The sequence below is a fragment of the Faecalicatena sp. genome, assembly GCF_058819085.1.
On record NZ_JBZUUL010000015.1, the window covers coordinates 48770 to 69087 of the forward strand.

A 20318-nucleotide genomic window follows, 5' to 3' on the forward strand; every position below is an offset into this window, starting at 1 on the left:
TTGTCCTGTATACCGGTACCTGATTTCCTTTTAAGCTTTCTTTAAAGCCTGTTCCAGATCCTCGATCAGCACATCCGCCCCTTCCAGGCCGCAATGGATACGGATCAGCCCCCTGTCGTGCCCGTCCAGGTTCAGAAATTCCAGTTCCTCCTCTGAATAATGTATCAGTGGACACAATGCCAGGCTCTCAAACCCGCCCCAGGAGCATCCGATCTCAAATATATTCAGCTTATTTACAACATCGATAGCTTTCTGCGGCTCACTCTTTAATACGAAGCTCAGAAGCCCCGTATGCCCTGTCTGCTGTTTCCTGATCAATTCAGCCTGGGGATGAGATTTCAGCCCGGTATAGTAAACCCGCTCCACCAATGGATGATGCTCCAGATATTCTGCCACGGTCATCGCTGTCTGCTGATGCTGCTCCACACGCAGATGCATGGTACGCAGGCCGCGGATCGCAAGCCATGCCTCCATCGGTCCTAAGATGCCGCCGAATAATTCCCGGATGGTATCCCGGATCAACTCTCCCAATTCCCCATCCTTCACGACAAGGATCCCGCCGATAATATCACTGTGGCCTCCGATATACTTCGATAAGGTATGCATGGAAATATCCACTCCCATGGTAAGCGGCTTTTGATAAAGCGGTGTACAGAAGGTATTGTCTATATACGTCTTTACCCCGTGTGCCCGGGCGATTTCCGCGACCCCTTGGATATCCGTTACCGTGAACACAAACGTAGCCGGGCTTTCCAGAAGGAGCATCGCCGTATTTTCCCGGATCAGCGCCTCCAGCTTATTTAGATCCAGACCGTCCCAGTAGGATACCGTGATCCCAAGCCTGGGGATAAAGTACTGGTTCAGGATATTTTTGATGGGCTGATAAACATCCCTCATACAGATGATATGGCTTCCGGCACGGCATACGGCGAGGATCGCCGCCGATGCTGCTGCCATTCCGCTGGAAAATGCAATTGCCATGCATCCCTTTTCCAGAGCTGCCACCTTTTCCTCTAAAATATGTACTGTCGGGTTCGCTGCCCTTCCATATACATATGCCTGATTTCCCCCCCGTGCCGCATAGGCTTCCATACTATCAAAAATATGGAGGGAATTCATAAATACCGGCGGCACTACCGCATTCAGATATTTTTCCTGCTCCTCTCCCAGATGTGTGATCGCTAATCTGTCTTCCCTTCTCTGCATAGTTTACTCCTTCACAGCCCCCGCTGTCATCCCTTCTACAATAAATTTCTGCATAGCCGCAAACATCAGTGCCGTAGGCAGAAGTGCCATGACACCGCCGGCCATCAACAGTCCCCATTCTACGTTATACTTTCCGATCAATGTCTTAAGTCCTACCGGGATGGTCCACATCTCCGGTGTACTGATAAAGATGGACCCTGCGATCAATTCGTTCCATGCCCCGATAAAACCAAATACAAATACGGAAACAATACCCGGGAACATGATCGGGAACACGATCTTAAACAGGGACTGCATCTTCGTGCATCCGTCTACTCTTGCTGCCTCCTCCAGTGTTACAGGTATCCGCTCAAAGAAACTGCGCATCGTAATGACACAGAACGGCAGATTGACTGTTACATAGTATATGAACAGACCGATATGTGTATTGATCAGCCCCATCTTTGAAAAGATGATATACAGTGGAATAATGACTAAAATTCCAGGGATCATCTGCGTGATCAGGAAAAAAAGGACCACTGCCTGTTTTCCATTGAACTTATAACGCGCCAGCGAGTATCCGCCCAGCATGGAGAATACCGTCACCACCAGTGCAGAAGCAACAGATACCAGGAGGCTGTTTTGCAGCAGCACACCATAATTAAACTGTTCAAACAGATCTGTATAGTTCTGCCAGGTAAATGTCTTCGGGAAGAAGGTCAGGTTATTTACATCCAGAATCTCACCGCTGGTTTTAAAAGAGGTGATCACTATCCAATAGATCGGAAGTACAACCAGTAAAAAGAAGAAGATCAAAATAATGACACGTATGGCCGTTCCGATTGCATTTTTCGTTTTTCTGCTCATTAAAAATCACCTGCCTTATCATATTTGGTAAGTTTTAGGAATGCCATTGCATAGATTCCCAAGATCACCATCAAGATCACACCCAGTGCAGCCGCAAATCCGAAATCATATGATCCGAACGCCTTAGAATACATATACGCCGGGAGGGTCTGCGATGTATTTGCCGGCCCGCCGTCCGTAATGATAACGACAAGGTCCAGTGAGTTAAAGATCCAGATCGTTCTTAACAGGACCGTTGTGATCAGCGTCGGCTTTATGTATGGAAGTGTGATCTGGAAAAACTGCCTTACAGTCCCGCAGCCATCCACATCCGCCGCCTCATAGACATCTGTCGGGATCGACTGCAGCGCTGCCAGTATCATGATCGCAAAGAAGGGGATCCCCATCCAGATCATCGCTATGATGACGACCGCCAGTGAAAATCCGGGCGTACCCAGCCAGGCAATATTCTTGTCGATCAATCCAAATTTTTCAAGCAGGTTATTTACTACACCATACTCTCCATTAAATGACCAGCGGAAGATCAAACCAACTACAAAGCCTGAAAAAGCCCAGGGAAGGAATACGATGGACTGGTAGAGCCCCCTGCCCTTGAACTGCTTTTTCAAAGCTACCGCCAGAGTCATTCCCAGCAGAAACTGACCGAGCACAGAAACAATTACATAGATGAAGGAATTCTTCAAAATCATCAGACCGTCCGGGTCACCCACCAGTTTCGCAAAGTTTTCAAAACCATTAAAATGAATATCATTCGGGGCTGTCAGCTTATAATTCTGAAATGCCATGATGAAACTGTTGATCAGCGGATAACCGAACAGCAGCAGCAAAATTACCAGAACAGGAAGTAAAAACAGCCAGGGTTCCATTTTCTTTTTCATGTAGGTATCAGTCTCCTTTATTTTTTATCATACAGCTGGTGTCATAAAACACTCCTTTGGATAGGGCTTACCTCTTTTGGATAAAGCATAAGGGGGTTAATGTTTTTTAACCTTCACATTAACCCCCTTTTTATTACCCTATTCCACTAAAATGTTCTCTGTCCCATTTTACTGCATTGTCTTAGGTGTTTCGATCGTAGAACCTTCGTTGTCAGCCAGATACTGTTTCATGCGGGTGGTAAGCTCATCTCCGATATGGTTCAGTACATCTTCTGCTGACTGTTGTCCAAGCAGATACTTCTGCAGTTCTGTGTGGAACATGTCCTGATGAAGGTCTGTATAGTTGAAAGGACCATACATCGGCGGAACTGTAAAGTTAGGGTCATTCAATTCGTCTAAGAATACTCCATAAGGTCCGTTCTCTCCGTATGTCTCGTCATCTCCGACATCCTTCTTGATCGGGATCAGGCCGCCCATCTTGCAGTATTCGATGTTGTTGTCCGCTCTTACGAGGAAATCGATCAGCTCAAGTGCTTCCTCCGGATGCTCTGAGCTCTTAGCGATCGTATAGGAGTACGGACTTCCGGCTGTATTCATCATCTTGCCGTCAACAGTAGATACCGGCATCGGAAGAACGCCCCATGTCTCCGGGTCCATCTTCTCTTCACATGCCTTTGCAACCTCGGAATCGTTGGAGATCGTTCCTGTTAATCCCCCTGTGAAGTTATCTACCATCTCGACAAATCCCCAGTTAACGGAATCCTCTGGTACATAGCCGTCCTTGTAGATCTCGCACCATTTCTCAACTGCTTCTACACATTCCGGAGTATTCAGGATGAAGTTTCCTTCCTCATCGAATACATAACCGCCGGTAAATGACTGCAGATATGCAAGCAGCGGGTCAAATGCTCCTCTTGCTCCGCGGAAGGAGTTGCCGTAACGCTTCTTATCTTTGTCTGTCAAAGCCTTGATCAGATCGAAGTATGCATCATACGTCCAGTCTTTTCCTGTCGGGATCTCATATCCGATCTCTTTTACCCAGTCTTTCCTATAGAAGATTCCTTTTACCATGAAGCCGTCCGGGATGGAATACACATGTCCGTATCTCTCTTTTTCCTGTGCCCAGTTGATCTTCTGTACCGCGTCCACGAACTGGTCTCCGTTCTCTTCTACATAGTCATCGATCGGGATCACCCAGTCTGCCTCTGTAAACTGTCCGAGCCACAGCGGATGTGTTGTGATGACATCCGGCAGCTGTCCCGATGAACCGAGAACGGTCAGCTTATCAGCCGCATCATCCCACGGAACACTCTCGTATTTTACTGCAACGCCGGTCTCATCCTCGAACTTGGCAAATACGTTCTCAAAATACTTCTGACGTTCCGGGCTTGGGCTGACATCGATAAAACGAAGTGATGCCTTCCCGTCAGAGCCCTTGGATGAATCTTTTGATGAATCCTTGCCGGATGATCCACATCCGGCCAACAGTCCGGCTGCCATCGTAGCTGCCATCAATGCTGCCAAAATCCTTTTTTTCATAAACTTCCTCCTTTTTCTTTTCAAACCACAATACCAGATGGCCTGAATGAATACTTTTCTCCCTTAACTGGTTCTTCCCCGTCACTTTCGTGAGGTATTTCCGGTCTGACCACTTATGCAATAATACTAACATCTCATTTATCCCTTGTCAATATTTTTGTTGCATTTATACTTTTTATCTAATTTTTTCTTTCATTTTTTGTCTATTTTTCCTTACTCAACTTTTTATTTGCACTTGACAAGTCAGTACATTTTCTATATCCTTACCTTAATATACTTTCCCCCTTCTCTGCTCCATTTCCATAACACTTATACAGCAAATATACAGAACTCAAGTTGTTACAACAGAAAGGAGTCAGGCAATATCAATTACATATTGCTGAATTAGAGATGAGTAAAAAATACACTGCTACCAGACGATGCTACTTGATCGATCATCACTCCCCCCAACCCCCGGATATTCTATTGAATCATCTTGATATTGACGAATACGATGCCTTTTTCGAAACAGCAGGCATTGATTCCCTTATGGTATACTGCAAGGACCACTGGGGTGTCACATATTATCCCAGCCAGGTTCCCGGTGCCAGGATGCATAAGGGGATCAAGGGGGACTGGATCAAAGAGGTCAGTACAAGATTAAAAGAAAAGGAAATCGAATTTGTAGCCTATTATTGTATCGAGTATGATGAAGGGGCCGCAAGGCAGTTCCCTGAATGGAGAGTCACCAAGCCGGACGGCACCGGACGGATACGGGACGATGAATTTGCAAAATGGAGCCTCTGCTGCTATCAGACCGGATACCGGGAATACTGTCTGCTGCAATTAGAGGAGATCGTAAAAAACTATGCCCCTGACGCACTGTTTCTCGATATTTTCGGCGCTTCCCTGTGTTATTGTGATAACTGCCGTAAAAAGTTTGAATCCATTTATCACTATCCGCTCCCGGAAGCCTCCGGGGATGTGATGAAACATAAGACCGATATCATCGCATTTTTAAACCACAACGCAAAAGAATTCCTGGAAGAATTAAAGAGACGGGTCAAGGCAATCGATCCAACCCTTGCCGTCACTATCAATTTTTCCTGCCATTATCCGAAGGAGATCCGTGATATGCTGGACTATCAGTTTTCAGAGCCTCTGCTCAAGGACAACTGGTTTTCCTCCGCCTACGCACGTGATACCGCGATCGGGCAATATCCCATCCTTGCCCCGGGAGAGGCCTCACAGGTCTACAATTACAGTGCCGTCTCCGAATATATCTGTGATCTTTCCTCCATCGCCGCCCAGGGCTTAAGGGTCGGCATGTACAGCGGTTCCCAGCACATGGACGGAACGCTGGACTTTGAGGAAGCCAGAAGGCTTGGCGCGGCATATGCAGAAATTCAGAAGATGGAGCCTTACCTCACCGGACGGACTCCGGTAAAATGTGCGGGTATCATACAAAGTGATCTTTCCATGGCGATCAATATTGCGTCTCTGGAACCGGATGCCATCCTTCGGGCAAAACGGCATAACCCTCACCAGAACGCTGTCTTGGGAGCGATGCAGCTCTGTGAGCATGCCAAGATCCCATATATGATTCTGCCTGAACGCACACTGACCGAGTCTCTTCTGGAAGAATTTGATGTGATCCTCCTGCCGGAAGTCTTTGTCATCGAACAGGACACAGCCGGTCTGCTGACCCGGTATGTTGCAAAGGGCGGGGTCATTATCAGCTCCGGACAGAGCGGCTTATGGAGTGCAGATTCGGAAAAGCTCCCGGCCTCCACCATCGCCGGACTGTTGGGTACCAAAGAAAGCACCATCCATACCGAGTATCAGCAAAACCGCTGGTCCGCTTACCTAAAACCGACAGGCCGCGTGACATTCACGGGTCTGCTCTCCTCGACAACGCCTCCTGTGAGTGAACATTTTATCGAAACGACAGCGGCAGAGGATAGTGAAACGCTTCTGAACCTGATCCTGCCATGTGTTGCCTGTGATGAGGAGCACTGGGTGAACTGGTGGAGTCCGCCGCCGGGGGAAGATTCCGGCTATCCGGCCCTGATCCGCCGCCGGGAGGGAAAAGGCAGCACCTGCTATATGGCTTTTGACTTTTTCACCATGGCTTCCCTGGAGAGCTTCCAGTATCCAAACGAACTGTTTGAGGATATTTTAAGGCTTACGGATATCGTACCTGCAGTACAAAATATCACGGCCATTCCTGATATCATCCGTACTGCTTACTTCGAGACCGAGGACAGCTATATCATCCATCAGATCTCCATGATACCAAAGCGTTTCCATGGAGATGTCTGTCCGATAAGCGGCGGTACTCTACAGCTAAAGCTTCCGGTTCGGCAGGCAGAAGTTGTCTATCCTGTGAATGCAGAATTGGATCTTACATCCGCTGACGGTAAAACGACGATCTCACTGCCGGACTTTTCACTCCAGCAGATCATCATTTGCAGGAAGTAAACGCAGAAAATAAACTATTCGGCAGGCTGGCAGTCTGGTATCGCTTTTCGGCCGGCCTGACCGTTTCTACCAAGAAAGGAATTTATCATGAATAACCGCGAGCGACTACATGCGATCATGAATTATGAGAAACCGGACCGGATGCCCGCTGTGCATTTTGGATTTACCCCGGAAGTGATTCAAAAATGGGTCCGGGAGGGCCATATCAGTAAGGATTTCCTGGACTATGAGGATTACTCTTATGAAGCCGAGGATCTCCTTTCCCAAAAGCTCGGCTTTGATTTTGGCTGGCATGCAGCACGTGTAACCACAACAGAGCTTTTCCCCTTTTTCGAGGAAAGATTTGTAGAACACCTGGACGACGGCTTTGATAAATATATCAACTGCGACGGTGTCTATATCCTTCAGCGCGCAGATGCCAGATCTATTCCCGCTGAGGTGGATCATCTGCTGAAAGACAGGGCCTCCTGGGAGAAATACTATCTGCCGAGACTGACTTATACGGAGGAACGCTTTTCATCAGAAGAGCTGGCGCGCCTGATCAAAGAGCAGGAAAAGGGAAATCCCATCGGACTTCACTGCGGCAGCCTCATAGGACGTCTCCGTGATTATCTGGGAATCGTAGGATTAAGCTATATGACGGTGGATGACGAAGAGCTGCTTGAGGAGATGTTCCGAACGATCGGGGATCTATGTCTGAGATCGGTACAGAGAACCCTTGATTCGGGGATCACGTTTGACTATGCACACTTTTGGGAGGATGTCTGTTACAAGAACGGGCCGCTTCTCTCACCCGCTATGTTTGAAGAATATACTGCCACGTTTTATAAGAAGATCACCTCGCTGCTTCACTCGCATGGAATAGACATTATCAGCGTAGACTGCGATGGAATGGTGGATGCCCTTCTGCCGATCTGGCTGGAAAATGGAGTCAACACCATGTTCCCCATCGAGGTCGGTACCTGGGATGCCAGTATTGCACCATGGCGTGAAAAGTACGGGAAGGCCGTAAAGGGAGTCGGCGGTATGCGCAAACACCTGCTTGCCCTTGATCACGCAGCCATCGATGAAGAGATTAAGCGCCTGAAACCGCTTGCCAGACTTTACGGCTATATCCCCTGCCCGGACCATAGGATTCCCGATGATGCCAATTGGGAAACTGTACAATATTACTGTGAGCAGGTGAAAAAAATCTTAGATGAATAAAAGCACCCGGCAAAGATCAATCTCTGCACCCGGCAAAAAAATGCTGTACTGCATCCTCACGGACATGCAGTACAGCATTTTTTATTCGATCCGGCCATAGATCTCCAGGTCAAGCGCCACGATCTTATCGTACATTTTAAGTGCCTCTTCTACATTCCTCTCCTTCATAAAGCGCACCATCTCAAGATGGTAAGGGAATGTGCTCAGCAGGATGGAAAAATAATCAAAGCCTGTCTCCTCAAAATATCCATACAGCTCTTGGTCGAAGGTCTCATACATCTCGATCATATTGCAGACCATATTCGTCATTTCCTGATTGCCGTAGCTTTCAATGACACTGCGGTGGAACTGATGATCCATCTCTTTGGGCATCACGCCCCTGGCTGCTATGGCATCCATCTGCACTGCCATATCCTCCAGCTCCTTTAACTTTTCCTCCGAAATCTTCGGAATCGCATTCTCCAGGCTGTACCTCTCCAGGACCGTTTTGATCTCGAAAAGTTCCAGAAAGTTTTTCACGGCAAGATGAATACTCATCTGTCTTCCTTCCACATAATCCGTGACAAAAGTCCCCTTCCCAACTTCAACACGGACAACGCCCTGGTTTTCCAGCTCCCGGATCGCCTCTCTTAAGGTCGGGCGGCTGACCTTCCACTCTGCTGCCAGCGTTCTCTCCCCGGGAAGTCTGTCCCCGGGTTTTAATTCTTCTTCTTTGATGTATTGGTATATCCTATCTGACAGCTTGGAATATAACAATGTTTTGCCTTCCGTTTCTCTATTGTACCCCATATTGCTCCTTACCGGTCTGACCATATTTTCTTTTATTATATCGGGATTCGCAAGGTACGTCAAGTATGTTCAAGGCTCCAAAAGCAGGGAATAAATAAGTGCATCACTATTTCTAATGATGCACTTACTGCCAGTCAGAAAGTTTCCCGTTACTTCCCCATAAATCCGCCATCGACCGGAATCACCGCACCTGAAATATAGGACGATGCATCTGATGCCAAAAAGACGGTCAAGCCCTGCAGATCCTCCATATTTCCCCAGCGTCCCATGGGAATCCTTCCGGTGATCTCTTCATACTGCTTCGGATTCACTTCCTTCATATTCGCGGTCAGCTCCGTAGACATGTACCCCGGCGCTATGGCATTTACATTCACACCCTGGGCCGCCCATTCATTGGACAGCGCCTTTGTGATCTGTGCCACTCCGGCTTTACTTGCACTGTATGCCGGGATCAGTACGCTGGCAAAGAAAGACGTCATTGAGGCGATGTTGATGATCTTTCCATATTTCTGTGTCAGCATCGTTTTACCGGCTAACTGCGACAGATAAAATACCGCATTCATGTTAATGGCAACGATCTTCTCCCAACGGTCATGAGGGAATTCAACAGCCGGCGCCCGAAATTGTATCCCCGCACCATTGAGCAGGATATCTACTCTGCCGCCAAGCTGATCCAGACATTTCTGATAAATATCCTCCAGCTCTTCTGTCTTTGACAGATCTCCTTGTACTGCATGGACCATCGGACCATTTTGTGCCATCTTTTTCGCTGACTCATCCACCATATCCAGAATATCCAGCAGAACGATCTCGGCTCCGGCATCATGCAGTGCCTGTGCCATGCCATTACACAGTCCCTTCGCCCCGCCTGTAACAATTGCTTTCTTCCCTTCTAAGCTAAATTTCTCTATAAAATTACCCATCTAAAAATTCCTCTCGCGGTACCGCTAAGCTGCGGTCACCGATTTTTGTTTCATCCGTATTGTTTTCTATTTTACGATCTAGCCTTAGCTTCTATACAGTCCATACCCCAGCTCTTTACTGATCTGGCTGCCATATTTTTTCATGCACAGCGTATATTTCTTGATCGTGGCCGGTGTGATCTGTTCCTTCGGGGCCGAGATCCCTATACAGCAGCTGACATTCCCGTTGTAGTTGAAAACCGGTACCGCTAAGCATCTTACCCCCAGAGTACGTTCTTCATCATCCAGCGCATAGCCTTGTTCCCGAACCTTCTTCAACTCTTTTTCCAGCTCCGGATAGTTTGTGATCGAATTTGGTGTATACTGCTCAAAATCATAATCCTGAAAGATATCCTCGATAAATGACTGAGGTTTATATGCCAGCACACATTTCCCCACAGCGGAACAGTGCCATGCCTCGATCATCCCGATCTGTGCCGAAAGATTATACTCCCTCTGACTCCTGACCTGATCCACAATATACATTTTACGGTTTCCCATTGCTGCCAGATGAACACTTTCCTTCGTTTCGTCACAGATCTTATATAGATAAGGCCGTGCCGCTATCGCAACATTAAAATTCTTTTTGACTCCTTCACTTAGGTAGAGCAGCCTAAACCCCAGCCGGTACTTCTTACTGACCGGGTCAACACTTACCATATCGTACTTCATCAGAGTTCCCATCAGGCGCGAAACCGTACTTTTATCTACACCAAGAATAGCCGCCACCTCTACGATCGTCGCACTTCCTCTTTCATGAATAATTGATAAAATCTCGATTCCTCTTGCCAGTGACTGTACCATTTTACACCTCTCTTATTTACTTTGCTTTAGCAGCTCAAATACTGCCTCTGCTCTTTCGCCGCCATCCGCTAGAGCCTTCATAAAATCCTCAGTCCCCGCGATGGCCTTTAAGATCTCCGGGTCTGATGCTTTCAGGATCTGGATCAGATCTCTGTGGGAGATTTTGGATATACTGCTTAGTATCTCCCGGCTCTGGGCCTGGCTTGAGGCTCTTTCCCTGGGATACCCTGCCCCTGCCGGATCTGCAAACAGCTTTTCAAATATATATTCCAAGCCGATATTGCCGGCCCATCCATATCCTTTATTCAGTGGTAAGGACACACAATTCCCTCCGTTTATCTGTGAAAAAAGCCAGGCATCCAGCGGCTCTGCGATCAATCCACACACAACTTGCGGAAATTGCAGCACCCCGTTCATAAAGCCCTGTCCTGTACCGCATCCGCCGATCACAAAGTCACAGCTTCCTGTGTTCAGAAGGACCGCCGCCATATAACTGGTGTGGATGTAGGTTAAAGACGGCATCTGCTGTGGGTTCTTCATTCCCACATTCAGCACCTTCGCATCCGTAGTCCGCTGTAATGCGTTGATAATATCCTCGTTTCTGCTTGAAGCACTTACTTCATTGATCACTGCGATCTTCATGTTTTTGTATCTCCTTTCACTATATGTAACCGCATACTTCCTTCTGTTCTAAGCGTTCCTGCCCCTTAATATAATCCGGTCAGCAGCCCCACACCATACATGACTACAGCCACGATCACACAGGAAACAACAGACATAATTACCCCCGCCTTTGCAAAATCCTTGATGGAAAAATAACCTGCTGAATAGGCAATTACGTTCGTCGGAGTAGAGGTAATTAAAATAAACGCTAAGGAAGATGCTAATGCTGCCGGGAATGCGATCGCCAGTGTCGGAATCCCTACATTGACAGAAAGCTCTATAATGATCGGGATCACAATACTTGCGGATACGGTAGCACTGGAAAGGGTTATATTCATCAGTGAAACGCTTAATACAACTACAAAGATCATCAGGATCGGACTTAATCCGCCTACATTTCCCAGCAGACCGAGGGCGATCCAGTTAGCAACTCCAGTCTGGTAGAGCACCATTCCAATGGATACTCCGGAAAGTACTAAAATAATACTGCTCCAGGACATCTCTTTTTCAATTGCCTTGTATTTCGTCTCACTGACTCCCGGGAAGAAAAACAGCATCGTAGTTAAAATAACCGGCAGGGCGATCGGAATATCGATCCCTAATAATCCTGAGATCTGAGAGGAAAATACCCACAATGCAACGGTTGCAACAAAAAGGATCAAAGTTACGATCTCGTCACGCGACAGCTTCGGCTGATGTCTGAATTCATTTTTAATTTCTTCATTCGTCTTTTTAAGATACTTCATTTCCGGCTTAAATGCCAATAACAGCAGCCCCCATGCGATAGGAATATGTACCAGGGAGATAGGGATGCCATATTTCATCCAGTCTAAAAATGAAACATCAATGCCTGCCATATCCTTCATAAATCCGATTGCCAGCGGATTCGGTCCATTTCCTGCAGGAGTTCCGAAGCCACCGATCAAGCTTCCCCATGCAACAGAAATAAGAAGCGCCTTACCAAAATTGCTTTCCAGTGGTTTCACACCCTCTTCATCCAAAAGGGATTTAGCCAGCGGCATAAGCATTGCAGCGACAGCCATATTGGAGATCCACATGGATAACACAACACCTACGACCAAAAAACCTAGTATAATATATTTCGTACTATTTCCTGTGATGGATAAGCATATGTTAACAAGTCTCTTTCCCAGCCCTGATTTATTGATGAATGCACTTAAAATAAATACACCAATAAAAAAGATAACATTAATGTTTCCGAAACCGGTCTTGACAATATTGGCAAAGGAATCCACGCCGAACAATGCCAATAGTGCCATTGCAAGCAGCCCGGTAAAATGGAACGGGATCGCCTCTGTGATCCAAAGCAGGAGGGCAAAGAACAACACAGCCAATGCTTTCTGCCCCTCCGCGGTCAGTGTTGCATCTTTCATAGTCGTAAGGGACGCCGGAAAGCTGATATTCTTAATGAGTATCAACACGACGACACTGATACAGATATAAATCCATCTTTTTGTATTTACTGATAAACCGCCTGATCTACCAGATACATTATTTGTACTATTCATAATCAATTTTCTCCATTTACAAAGTATTATGGGACGGTGAGATGCAAAGAGGCCTGCCTTTCCATCTCATTTAAAATCTTTTCGGGAGTGGCCGGAAGTGACGTGATGCGCACTCCCACAGCATCATAGACCGCATTCACGATCGCCGGTGTTGTCGGCAGCGGAGCCGGTTCACCGATCCCTTTTGCACCGAGCGGACTAAAAGGATCCCGGTCTTCCACCAGGCTTGTGTGGACCATAGGGACATCCACGCTTGTTGGCAGGATATATTTTGCAAAATCCTTATTTACAGGCACACCCCCGGAAAATTCAAAATTTTCCATGATGGCCTGTCCCATGCTCTGCACGGCACCGCCCTCGATCTGTCCTTCGATTCCCTGCGGGTTGACCGCTCTTCCAACATCATGTGAGGCCCAAATGCCAAGCACATACACCTCTCCGGTATATGTATCCACAGCGACCTCCGCGATCTGGCTTCCAAATACATAGGCCTGCCACGGATTCCCTTTTCCGCTAACAGGATCCAGTGCCTCATGATGAGCGGTATAAGTGCCTGAACCCAGCGGAACATACCCTCTCACCTTTTTACAGATATCCACTGCCTCTGTCAGTGAAAGATCATAATGAGAATGCCCTTCTACAAAGATCCTCCTGTTTTTCATGCGGATCGAGGATGCATCTACATTCCAATAGGCAGCGATCTCTCTTATAAATTTTGCCTTTACATCCCGGCAGGCATTTAAGACTGCATTGCCGATCATATAAGATTGTCTGCTTGCACCTGCATGAGCTGCTTCCGGCACTCTTGCCGTATCGTTATCACCAATCGTGATATCCTGGGGATACATTCCCAGTTCATCGGCAGCGATCTGCGTTAAGACTGTCAGGATTCCTTCACCGATCTCCGTAACTCCGGTCAATACCATAGCAGTACCGCCATCGTCAATTTCAACAAATGCCCCCGCTTTATCAACCGTCGCACACCGCCCTATTCCGTACCATCCGCTTCCCACACCCCGGCCATATCTCAACCTGGATCTGCAAAGTTCAAGCGCAGCCGGAGCTTTAAACTCATATCCCGGGATATAGGGCTGTACGATCTGACTGCCCTTTACATCCTTTCTCACCTGTCCCCTTACATTGGAAGGGCCTGGTTCCCAGTCTGCAAGCCGGGCACATTGTTTCAAGGTCTCGCAATAGCTTACACTCCCCAGCACTTGCTGCGTATGTGTGAGTGACCCATCCTTCACTCCGTTTATAATGCGCAGTTCGATCGGATCGATCCCCAGATGCCCGGAACAGATATCCATGGTGGATTCGATCGCAAAGGTCGGCTGTAAGATTCCAAAGGTCCTCATTGCTCCGGAAGGGGTATTGTTTGTATAATAGCCCTTTGAAATCACCTTGACATTCTCTATCTCGTACGGCCCTGCCCCTAAAATCGCAGATTTCGCTACCGTGCCTTTGGTAGAAAAACAGTAGGCTCCGCCATCGGATCTTATCTCGGCCTCAATTGCCTGTATCCTGCCATCTTTCGTCAGTCCGATCTTATGCCGGATGAATACAGGATGACGTTTACTGCTTCCGATCATAGAATCCTGTCTGGAAAAGACCAGCTTTACCGGACGCTTTGTTTTCAGCGCAGCGATGGCCAGAATCCCTTGATAGATCATGTCCTCCTTGCCGCCAAAGCCGCCGCCGACAGGAGTCATGATGACCCTGATCTTATTGACCGGCATCCCCAGGATCTTTGCTAACAGCATCCGGTGCTGCGTAATATCCTGATCGCATGATTTGACTACTAAGACGCCATCAGGATCCAGGTACGCCAGGCCTGCCTCTGTTTCCAGATAGGCATGATCCACACATTGTGTTGAATATTCCTGTTCAATAATGATGTCACTGCTGCCAAAACCACTCTCAACATCTCCCTTTACCACAGACGCTGCAAAGACCACATTATCGGGATAAGCATCGTGAACGACTGCTTTGCAGGCTGCTGCCTCTTCAATGCCAGAAATGGCCGGGAGCTTTTTGTATGTGATCTCAATCACTTTTTCCGCTTCCTCTGCCTCTTCCAAGGTCTCAGCAACGATCGCCGCGACCGGCTCTCCATAAAAACGGACTTTGCCCTTTGCCAAAACAGGCTGATCATGATAGTAAACACCAAACCCATCTTCACCGGGTACATCTTCGCTGGTGATCACAGTTTCCACTCCGGGCATCTCCAGTGCCTTTTCATAATCAATCTTTAAGATCTCTGCATGGACTTCCCTGCTTCTGACAAGGTGGACATGAAGCATTCTGGGCATCGTCATATCAGCTGCATATTCCAGCGCTCCCGTCACTTTTCCTCTGGCATCGACCCTTTCTATACAGGAACCGATGGTCTCACCGGTCTTAGGTGTGACCGATTCTAAGCAATCGGCGCTTTTCTCATGGTTTAAGATATCCCTGGCCAGTTCTATCGCTTCTATGATCTTCGCGTAACCTGTACATCTGCAGATATTTCCGCCGAGGCCTTTTCTGATCTCAACTTTATCCGGATGCCTGTTTCTTTTTAAAATGGATGTTGCAGCCATGATCATTCCCGGTGTACAATAACCACATTGAACAGCTCCGGCTTTTATGAAGCACCTCTGGATTATATTTAAACCATCCTTTCCAATGCCTTCTATCGTTACGATCTCACAGTGATTGACCTTTATGACAGGTATCAGACAGCTCTTTTTTAGAACACCATCGATCAAAACAGAACAAGTCCCGCATTCTCCTGCATTACATCCCTTTTTTGTTCCGATCAGATGAAGCTCTTCCCTCAGAAAATCAGCAAGCCTCATAGATGGAGCAACATTTCTGCAAACCTTTTTCCCATTTACTATCAGTTCAATCTTTTCAAGTTCTAGATCCATAATTTCTCACTTCTTTAAGATTCATTTTTATGTCTGTTTTGTTTGGTTACCTCAGTACAATATTAATTTCTGCAAGTGCTTCATAAAGGCCTGTCAGTAAAAAGTTTCTGACCACAGTTCTCCGATACTCTTTTCTGCTTCTGGATCTCACGATATCATCGGGAATATAATCCGCCATTTTATGAATCATCTCTTTGGAAATAAGCCCGCCCTTTAGATGGTCCTCAATCTCTTTTAATCTGACAGGAACCGGGGCAATTCCTCCAAACGCGATCCTGACATCCTCAAAATACCTCTTTGTTTTATCAGCTTCTACTAAAAAGGCTGCATTCACAGTCGAAATACATAAAGAACGTCTTAGTCCAACTTTCTTAAATGCACATCCATACTCTCTCAATATCGGACATGAAACGGATTCGATGACTTCCCCTTCTGATAGAGAAGTCCTGCCAACTCCTTTTATGAGATCCATGATCAGACTCTCTTTCTTACAGATACCATTCTCACTTTTCATCACCGTATGAAGGATTGCATCCATCGCCAGTAAAGGCGGGATCATATCCCCGCAGGGAGACGCATTAGCGAGGTTGCCGCCAAGCGTTGCCATCTCCCTTATCTGCCGGTCCGCAAAGTAGCAGGCGGCGTGCCTTAAGATGGGCACGTTTTCAATGAATCCAGGCTCCTCCAAAAATTGCTGGATCCTGGTATTGGCCCCGATCGTTATGGAATCCTCCTTTAATTCCACAACGGAAAACTCTTCAATACTGCTGATATCGATCACAACATCCATGCCATGGAATGGAGTTCTTTCTTTTGCGTAAAGGTCTGTCCCGCCGGAAATAATATCAAAAGAATGCGCATTGCTTTCCATCAGATTAAAAAGCTCTTCCTTTGACCGCGGCATATAATATTTTTTATATTGAAGCATACAATTACTCTCCTAGTAAGCACTGAGTCAAAGCGGATATTTAAAATCCGCTTTGCTACTTCCTTGATGAGGTTAAAATCGTTTTCCTATTCCGGGATCTTTACCACAACCTTGATTGCATCATCGATTCTTTCTTTTGAATATTTCAGGGCTGTAAGCAGCTCTGAGAATGCAAATGTATGAGTATGGATCAGGGATGCGTCAAAACGTTTTTCGCTGATCAGTGAAGCTGCTCTGTGCACAGCGCTTCTTCCTTCACCTCTGATGCCAAAAAGAGAGATGTTATTCCGTACCAGCGCTGCAACATCCACCTCAACAGGCTTAGACGGGAAAGCTGCCAGGCAGATCCTGCCGCCTCTCTTCACCATACTGGCAGCCTCGTTGACCGCATTGGGCGCACCGGAACATTCCATGACATAATGGACGCCTTCGCCATTTGTGATCTGCTTTACTGCATCAACTGCATTTTCTTTTCTGACATTTATGGTGTAGTCTGCACCTAGTTTTTTACCAAGCTCCAATCTGTTATCTCTCGTACCGGTCAAGATTACAGGGTTTGCCCCCAATGACTTCGCCACTGCAACTGCCATCAGGCCGATCGGCCCCGGTCCGGTTACAACTACGGACTGCCCTGCGATCAGGCCGCCAAGCGTATCCAGGCCATACATTGCAGTACCGGCAGTTACGATCAGTGTTGCTTCTTCATCCGTAACGTTATCTCCCACATGGCACAAAGTATTTACATTGTTGATCGCATACTCAGCAAATCCTCCGTCTGTTGTAAAGCCATTGGCTCTGTGCCCTTTGTCATTGCCTTCATAGTTTTTACCATAGTTCAGACATGAGGTGTACATTCCTTCACGGCAGCGCTCACAGCTGGAGCATCCGGCATGGATCTCCACTGCCACTCTATCCCCTACTTTATACTCGTCAACCCCAGGCCCCAGCTTCACTACGGTACCCATATATTCATGACCCGGTGTAAAGCCCTTATTGAAAGGCAGCCCCCCCTGGATCAGAGCCGGAGGTCCGTTCTCGATGATCTCCAGATCCGTTGCACAGATCGCTACAGCATCGATCCGAACAAGCACCTCTGATTTTTTCGGCTGCGGAACCGGTTTCTCTTCCAACGTCAGTTCTCCCGGATCTCCCAGGACCCATGCTTTCATTTTTTCTGGAATTTCGTAATTCATAGTATATATCCTCCTTTAATTTATCTCGCTTTTTATATGCTTCTGCCTGCTGTTATCAGGGCTGATATTCAAAAATCCACTTTACTTTTCTACTTCCCCGGTGGGATTAAAATCCGATGGTGTGCTTGAGTTTTTGAACCCGGTCGCACCAATTTCCGACATTCCAGTCTCCAAAAGAGCCAAGGCCGGACAGCTCATCTCTGCCATAATATACGGGAACATGTACCAGGGACAATCCATGATACTCATAGGCCTGATTCAATGCCTTTTCCAGCTCTTCTATCGTTTCACCGCCATAGAAGCCCTTCACCCCTTTTACAGCCTCTGCCATTTGTACATAATCTACTGCGACTGTATCATCCGTCTTATACTCCACATCATATTGAGAGTGCTGAAGACTCGTAATCGCCCCCATCCGCCGGTTATCAAACAATACGATCATACCTTTCAGTCCATGTTCAACTGCATCGATCAATATCTGCGGATTCATCATAAAGCTGCCGTCACCGGTAAAGGCCATGGGATAATCCTTCCCTCCTGCCAGCGCAAATGCAAGCATGGAGGATACAGCAAAGCCCATATAAGACGATCCGGTGTCCGATATCGTCTGTCCTCTTCTCTCATCAGTCACGATCTGGAATCCATTTGCCTGGACATCGCCTGCATCAAATATCTTAATGCAGTCATGCAGGTCTGCAAAATCTACTGCTTTTTTGATCGCAGCCGGTTCTGTGAGAATCGGTTTCCCCCGCTTTTCATCCAGCAGAACAGGGTGCTCATATCTTAACTGCTTATATGCCTCCCACTCAACGCGCTTAGCCATGCACTCTTTTAACCATTCAGGATCAGATGCCTTATCTTTGACGTTTTTCAGTAAGCCGGTCAATTTTAAAAGTACTTCCTTTGCATCTCCCTGGATGCGCACGGAGTTGTTATACTGAGCCAGATCCTCGTATTCACAATTGATATTGATCATCTTTTTAGCCTTTCTGTAGGCTGTCCCCGAGCTGTCCCACTGGCAGACTCCTCTTGCACCAATAACGATTGCTAAGTCACATTCGTTCATCGCGTAATTTCCGCAGATGGAACCTTTTGATCCGCCAACACCCATATTGCGCTCTTTTGAATATGGATAAAGGCCGGGAACCTGTGGTCCGTGTACATAAACCGCATCCGTAAGCTCTAAAAATTCCTCCAAGACTTCTGCCGGAACATCCGCGGCTCCGCCTCCGACTTTCACGGTAATTCTGGATGAACTGCAGACAGCCTCCACTGCAGCATGGAAAAGCTCCATATCTGTACTAATGACTCTTGATTCCACTGATTTCTCCGGGAACTCAAGCAGATTGCAGCTTTCCATGACCTTAGGCTGGATATTCATGGGGAGCAGCATATAAAATGGAGAATGCTTTGTCTTTCCATTCACCGCAGCATCCCCCCTTTTCAGCGCCGTAAACACCGCTTCGGGAGTATGCAGTGAGTATGCCGGTCCCAGTGTTGACAAAAACCTGAGAAACAATTCCTGTTCCCTTCTTGGAATCTGCTGCATGTTAGGACCTTCACTATGGCTGGTTTCATCTCCCATCAGGTAATAAACCCCAAGTCCATTGGCCAGTGCAACTAAAGATCCTGCGGCTGCCTGCAAAGCCCCCGGGCCGATGGATGTAAATACTGCCGAAACTTCACCATATTTCCATCTGAGCATTGACGCCACATGGGACGCCTCCACTTCGTTTCTGACATTCACTGTCTTAACAGCTTTTTCTTCTTCATAGATACGCAGCACTTCTCCGACATCTGTCATTCCATGGCCAAAAATTCCTACAAAGGTTTTCACCCCCTGATTTATCAGGCCTAAAACGACTGCCTCACTGAGGCTGATGTCTTGAAACTGGTCCAGGCTGCCTGCTTCTACAGCCTTTCGAATTGTGCCATAGGTTCTGATCTCCTTAGCACGCTTTCTTCTCTGTTCAATCATTTCGCTCATAATTATTCCTCAATACATGTTTTATTTCTTCTTCATTTTGCATTAACGACGGGTCCTTTTCATTCGTTTTCTTTCGTTTGTTTTCACCTCTCTTTTCATATATAGTAAAATCAAAACTATTTCTTTCTGAATCTGATTATATCACAATGCAACTGTGTCACAAAACACAATCAAAGGGGTCATTGCGCATTATGCAACTTCGTCCATTTTTGTCATTTTCGACAATTATATTACATATTTTTTGTGCATAATTAGCATTTCATTCTCTATGCAAGCACTGTTTCATGAGAATTTTACATATGAAATGAAAGAGATGGTTTCTTATAAATACTCAACGTAAATAGGGAGTAAAGGGATAAACTTAGAGATTATTATTACAAAACAAAAGGATAAGCTATAGAAATATGTTCAAAGAA

Annotated in this window: 15 protein-coding genes; 2 read left to right on the forward strand and 13 right to left on the reverse strand. The window is 46.8% G+C overall.

The features are described from left to right. Window positions 1-30: 30 nt before the first annotated feature. The 4 genes from AC4OGX_RS07625 to AC4OGX_RS07640 all read right to left on the reverse strand — a co-directional run bounded on the left by AC4OGX_RS07625 (window position 31) and on the right by AC4OGX_RS07640 (window position 4469). Window positions 31-1206, reverse strand: coding sequence for a trans-sulfuration enzyme family protein (locus AC4OGX_RS07625; protein WP_493329558.1), 1176 nt, complete (start codon window positions 1204-1206; stop codon window positions 31-33). A gap of 3 nt (window positions 1207-1209) precedes the next feature. Next, a complete protein-coding gene (locus AC4OGX_RS07630) occupies window positions 1210-2052 on the reverse strand; it encodes a carbohydrate ABC transporter permease (RefSeq protein WP_493329560.1) in 843 nt (280 codons plus the stop codon). Further along, the gene (locus AC4OGX_RS07635; protein ID WP_493329562.1) at window positions 2052-2930 is read right to left on the reverse strand and encodes a carbohydrate ABC transporter permease; all 879 of its coding nucleotides are present in this window, start codon (window positions 2928-2930) and stop codon (window positions 2052-2054) included. Before AC4OGX_RS07635 ends, AC4OGX_RS07630 begins: the two co-directional genes overlap by 1 nt. A gap of 168 nt (window positions 2931-3098) precedes the next feature. Then, window positions 3099-4469, reverse strand: a complete 1371-nt coding sequence (locus tag AC4OGX_RS07640; protein WP_493329563.1) for an ABC transporter substrate-binding protein — start codon at window positions 4467-4469, stop codon at window positions 3099-3101. Window positions 4470-4859: 390 nt separating this feature from the next. Here AC4OGX_RS07640 and AC4OGX_RS07645 point away from each other — a divergent pair, with 390 nt between their 5' ends. Next, entirely contained in the window at window positions 4860-6929 is a 2070-nt protein-coding gene (locus AC4OGX_RS07645; protein WP_493329564.1) for an alpha-amylase family protein, read from the forward strand. Window positions 6930-7016: 87 nt separating this feature from the next. Next, window positions 7017-8135 (forward strand): uroporphyrinogen decarboxylase family protein, encoded by a 1119-nt coding sequence (locus tag AC4OGX_RS07650; RefSeq protein ID WP_493329565.1) that lies wholly within the window; start codon window positions 7017-7019, stop codon window positions 8133-8135. An 81-nt stretch (window positions 8136-8216) separates the two neighbouring features. Here AC4OGX_RS07650 and AC4OGX_RS07655 read toward each other — a convergent pair whose 3' ends face one another. The 9 genes from AC4OGX_RS07655 to AC4OGX_RS07695 all read right to left on the reverse strand — a co-directional run bounded on the left by AC4OGX_RS07655 (window position 8217) and on the right by AC4OGX_RS07695 (window position 19902). Beyond that, window positions 8217-8924, reverse strand: a complete 708-nt coding sequence (locus AC4OGX_RS07655) for a FadR/GntR family transcriptional regulator (protein ID WP_493329566.1) — start codon at window positions 8922-8924, stop codon at window positions 8217-8219. 149 nt (window positions 8925-9073) lie between these two features. After that, window positions 9074-9847 carry an SDR family oxidoreductase gene (locus AC4OGX_RS07660; RefSeq protein ID WP_493329567.1) on the reverse strand — a complete coding sequence of 258 codons (774 nt, stop codon included), beginning with the start codon at window positions 9845-9847 and terminating at the stop codon, window positions 9074-9076. Between the two features lie 84 nt (window positions 9848-9931). Next, on the reverse strand, window positions 9932-10690 hold the full coding sequence (locus AC4OGX_RS07665; protein WP_493329568.1) for an IclR family transcriptional regulator: 759 nt from the start codon (window positions 10688-10690) through the stop codon (window positions 9932-9934). 12 nt (window positions 10691-10702) lie between these two features. Further along, a complete protein-coding gene (locus AC4OGX_RS07670; protein ID WP_493329569.1) occupies window positions 10703-11332 on the reverse strand; it encodes an RpiB/LacA/LacB family sugar-phosphate isomerase in 630 nt (209 codons plus the stop codon). Between the two features lie 65 nt (window positions 11333-11397). Further along, on the reverse strand, window positions 11398-12882 hold the full coding sequence (locus AC4OGX_RS07675; protein ID WP_493329570.1) for an SLC13 family permease: 1485 nt from the start codon (window positions 12880-12882) through the stop codon (window positions 11398-11400). A gap of 26 nt (window positions 12883-12908) precedes the next feature. Then, window positions 12909-15794 carry a molybdopterin-dependent oxidoreductase gene (locus AC4OGX_RS07680; protein ID WP_493329572.1) on the reverse strand — a complete coding sequence of 962 codons (2886 nt, stop codon included), beginning with the start codon at window positions 15792-15794 and terminating at the stop codon, window positions 12909-12911. A gap of 46 nt (window positions 15795-15840) precedes the next feature. Continuing rightward, window positions 15841-16722: an FAD binding domain-containing protein gene (locus AC4OGX_RS07685; RefSeq protein ID WP_493329573.1), complete on the reverse strand. Its 882-nt coding sequence runs from the start codon at window positions 16720-16722 to the stop codon at window positions 15841-15843. An 86-nt stretch (window positions 16723-16808) separates the two neighbouring features. Further along, on the reverse strand, window positions 16809-17915 hold the full coding sequence (locus AC4OGX_RS07690) for a zinc-dependent alcohol dehydrogenase (RefSeq protein ID WP_493329574.1): 1107 nt from the start codon (window positions 17913-17915) through the stop codon (window positions 16809-16811). Window positions 17916-18021: 106 nt separating this feature from the next. Further along, window positions 18022-19902: a thiamine pyrophosphate-dependent enzyme gene (locus AC4OGX_RS07695; RefSeq protein WP_493329576.1), complete on the reverse strand. Its 1881-nt coding sequence runs from the start codon at window positions 19900-19902 to the stop codon at window positions 18022-18024. Between the last annotated feature and the right edge of the window lie 416 nt (window positions 19903-20318).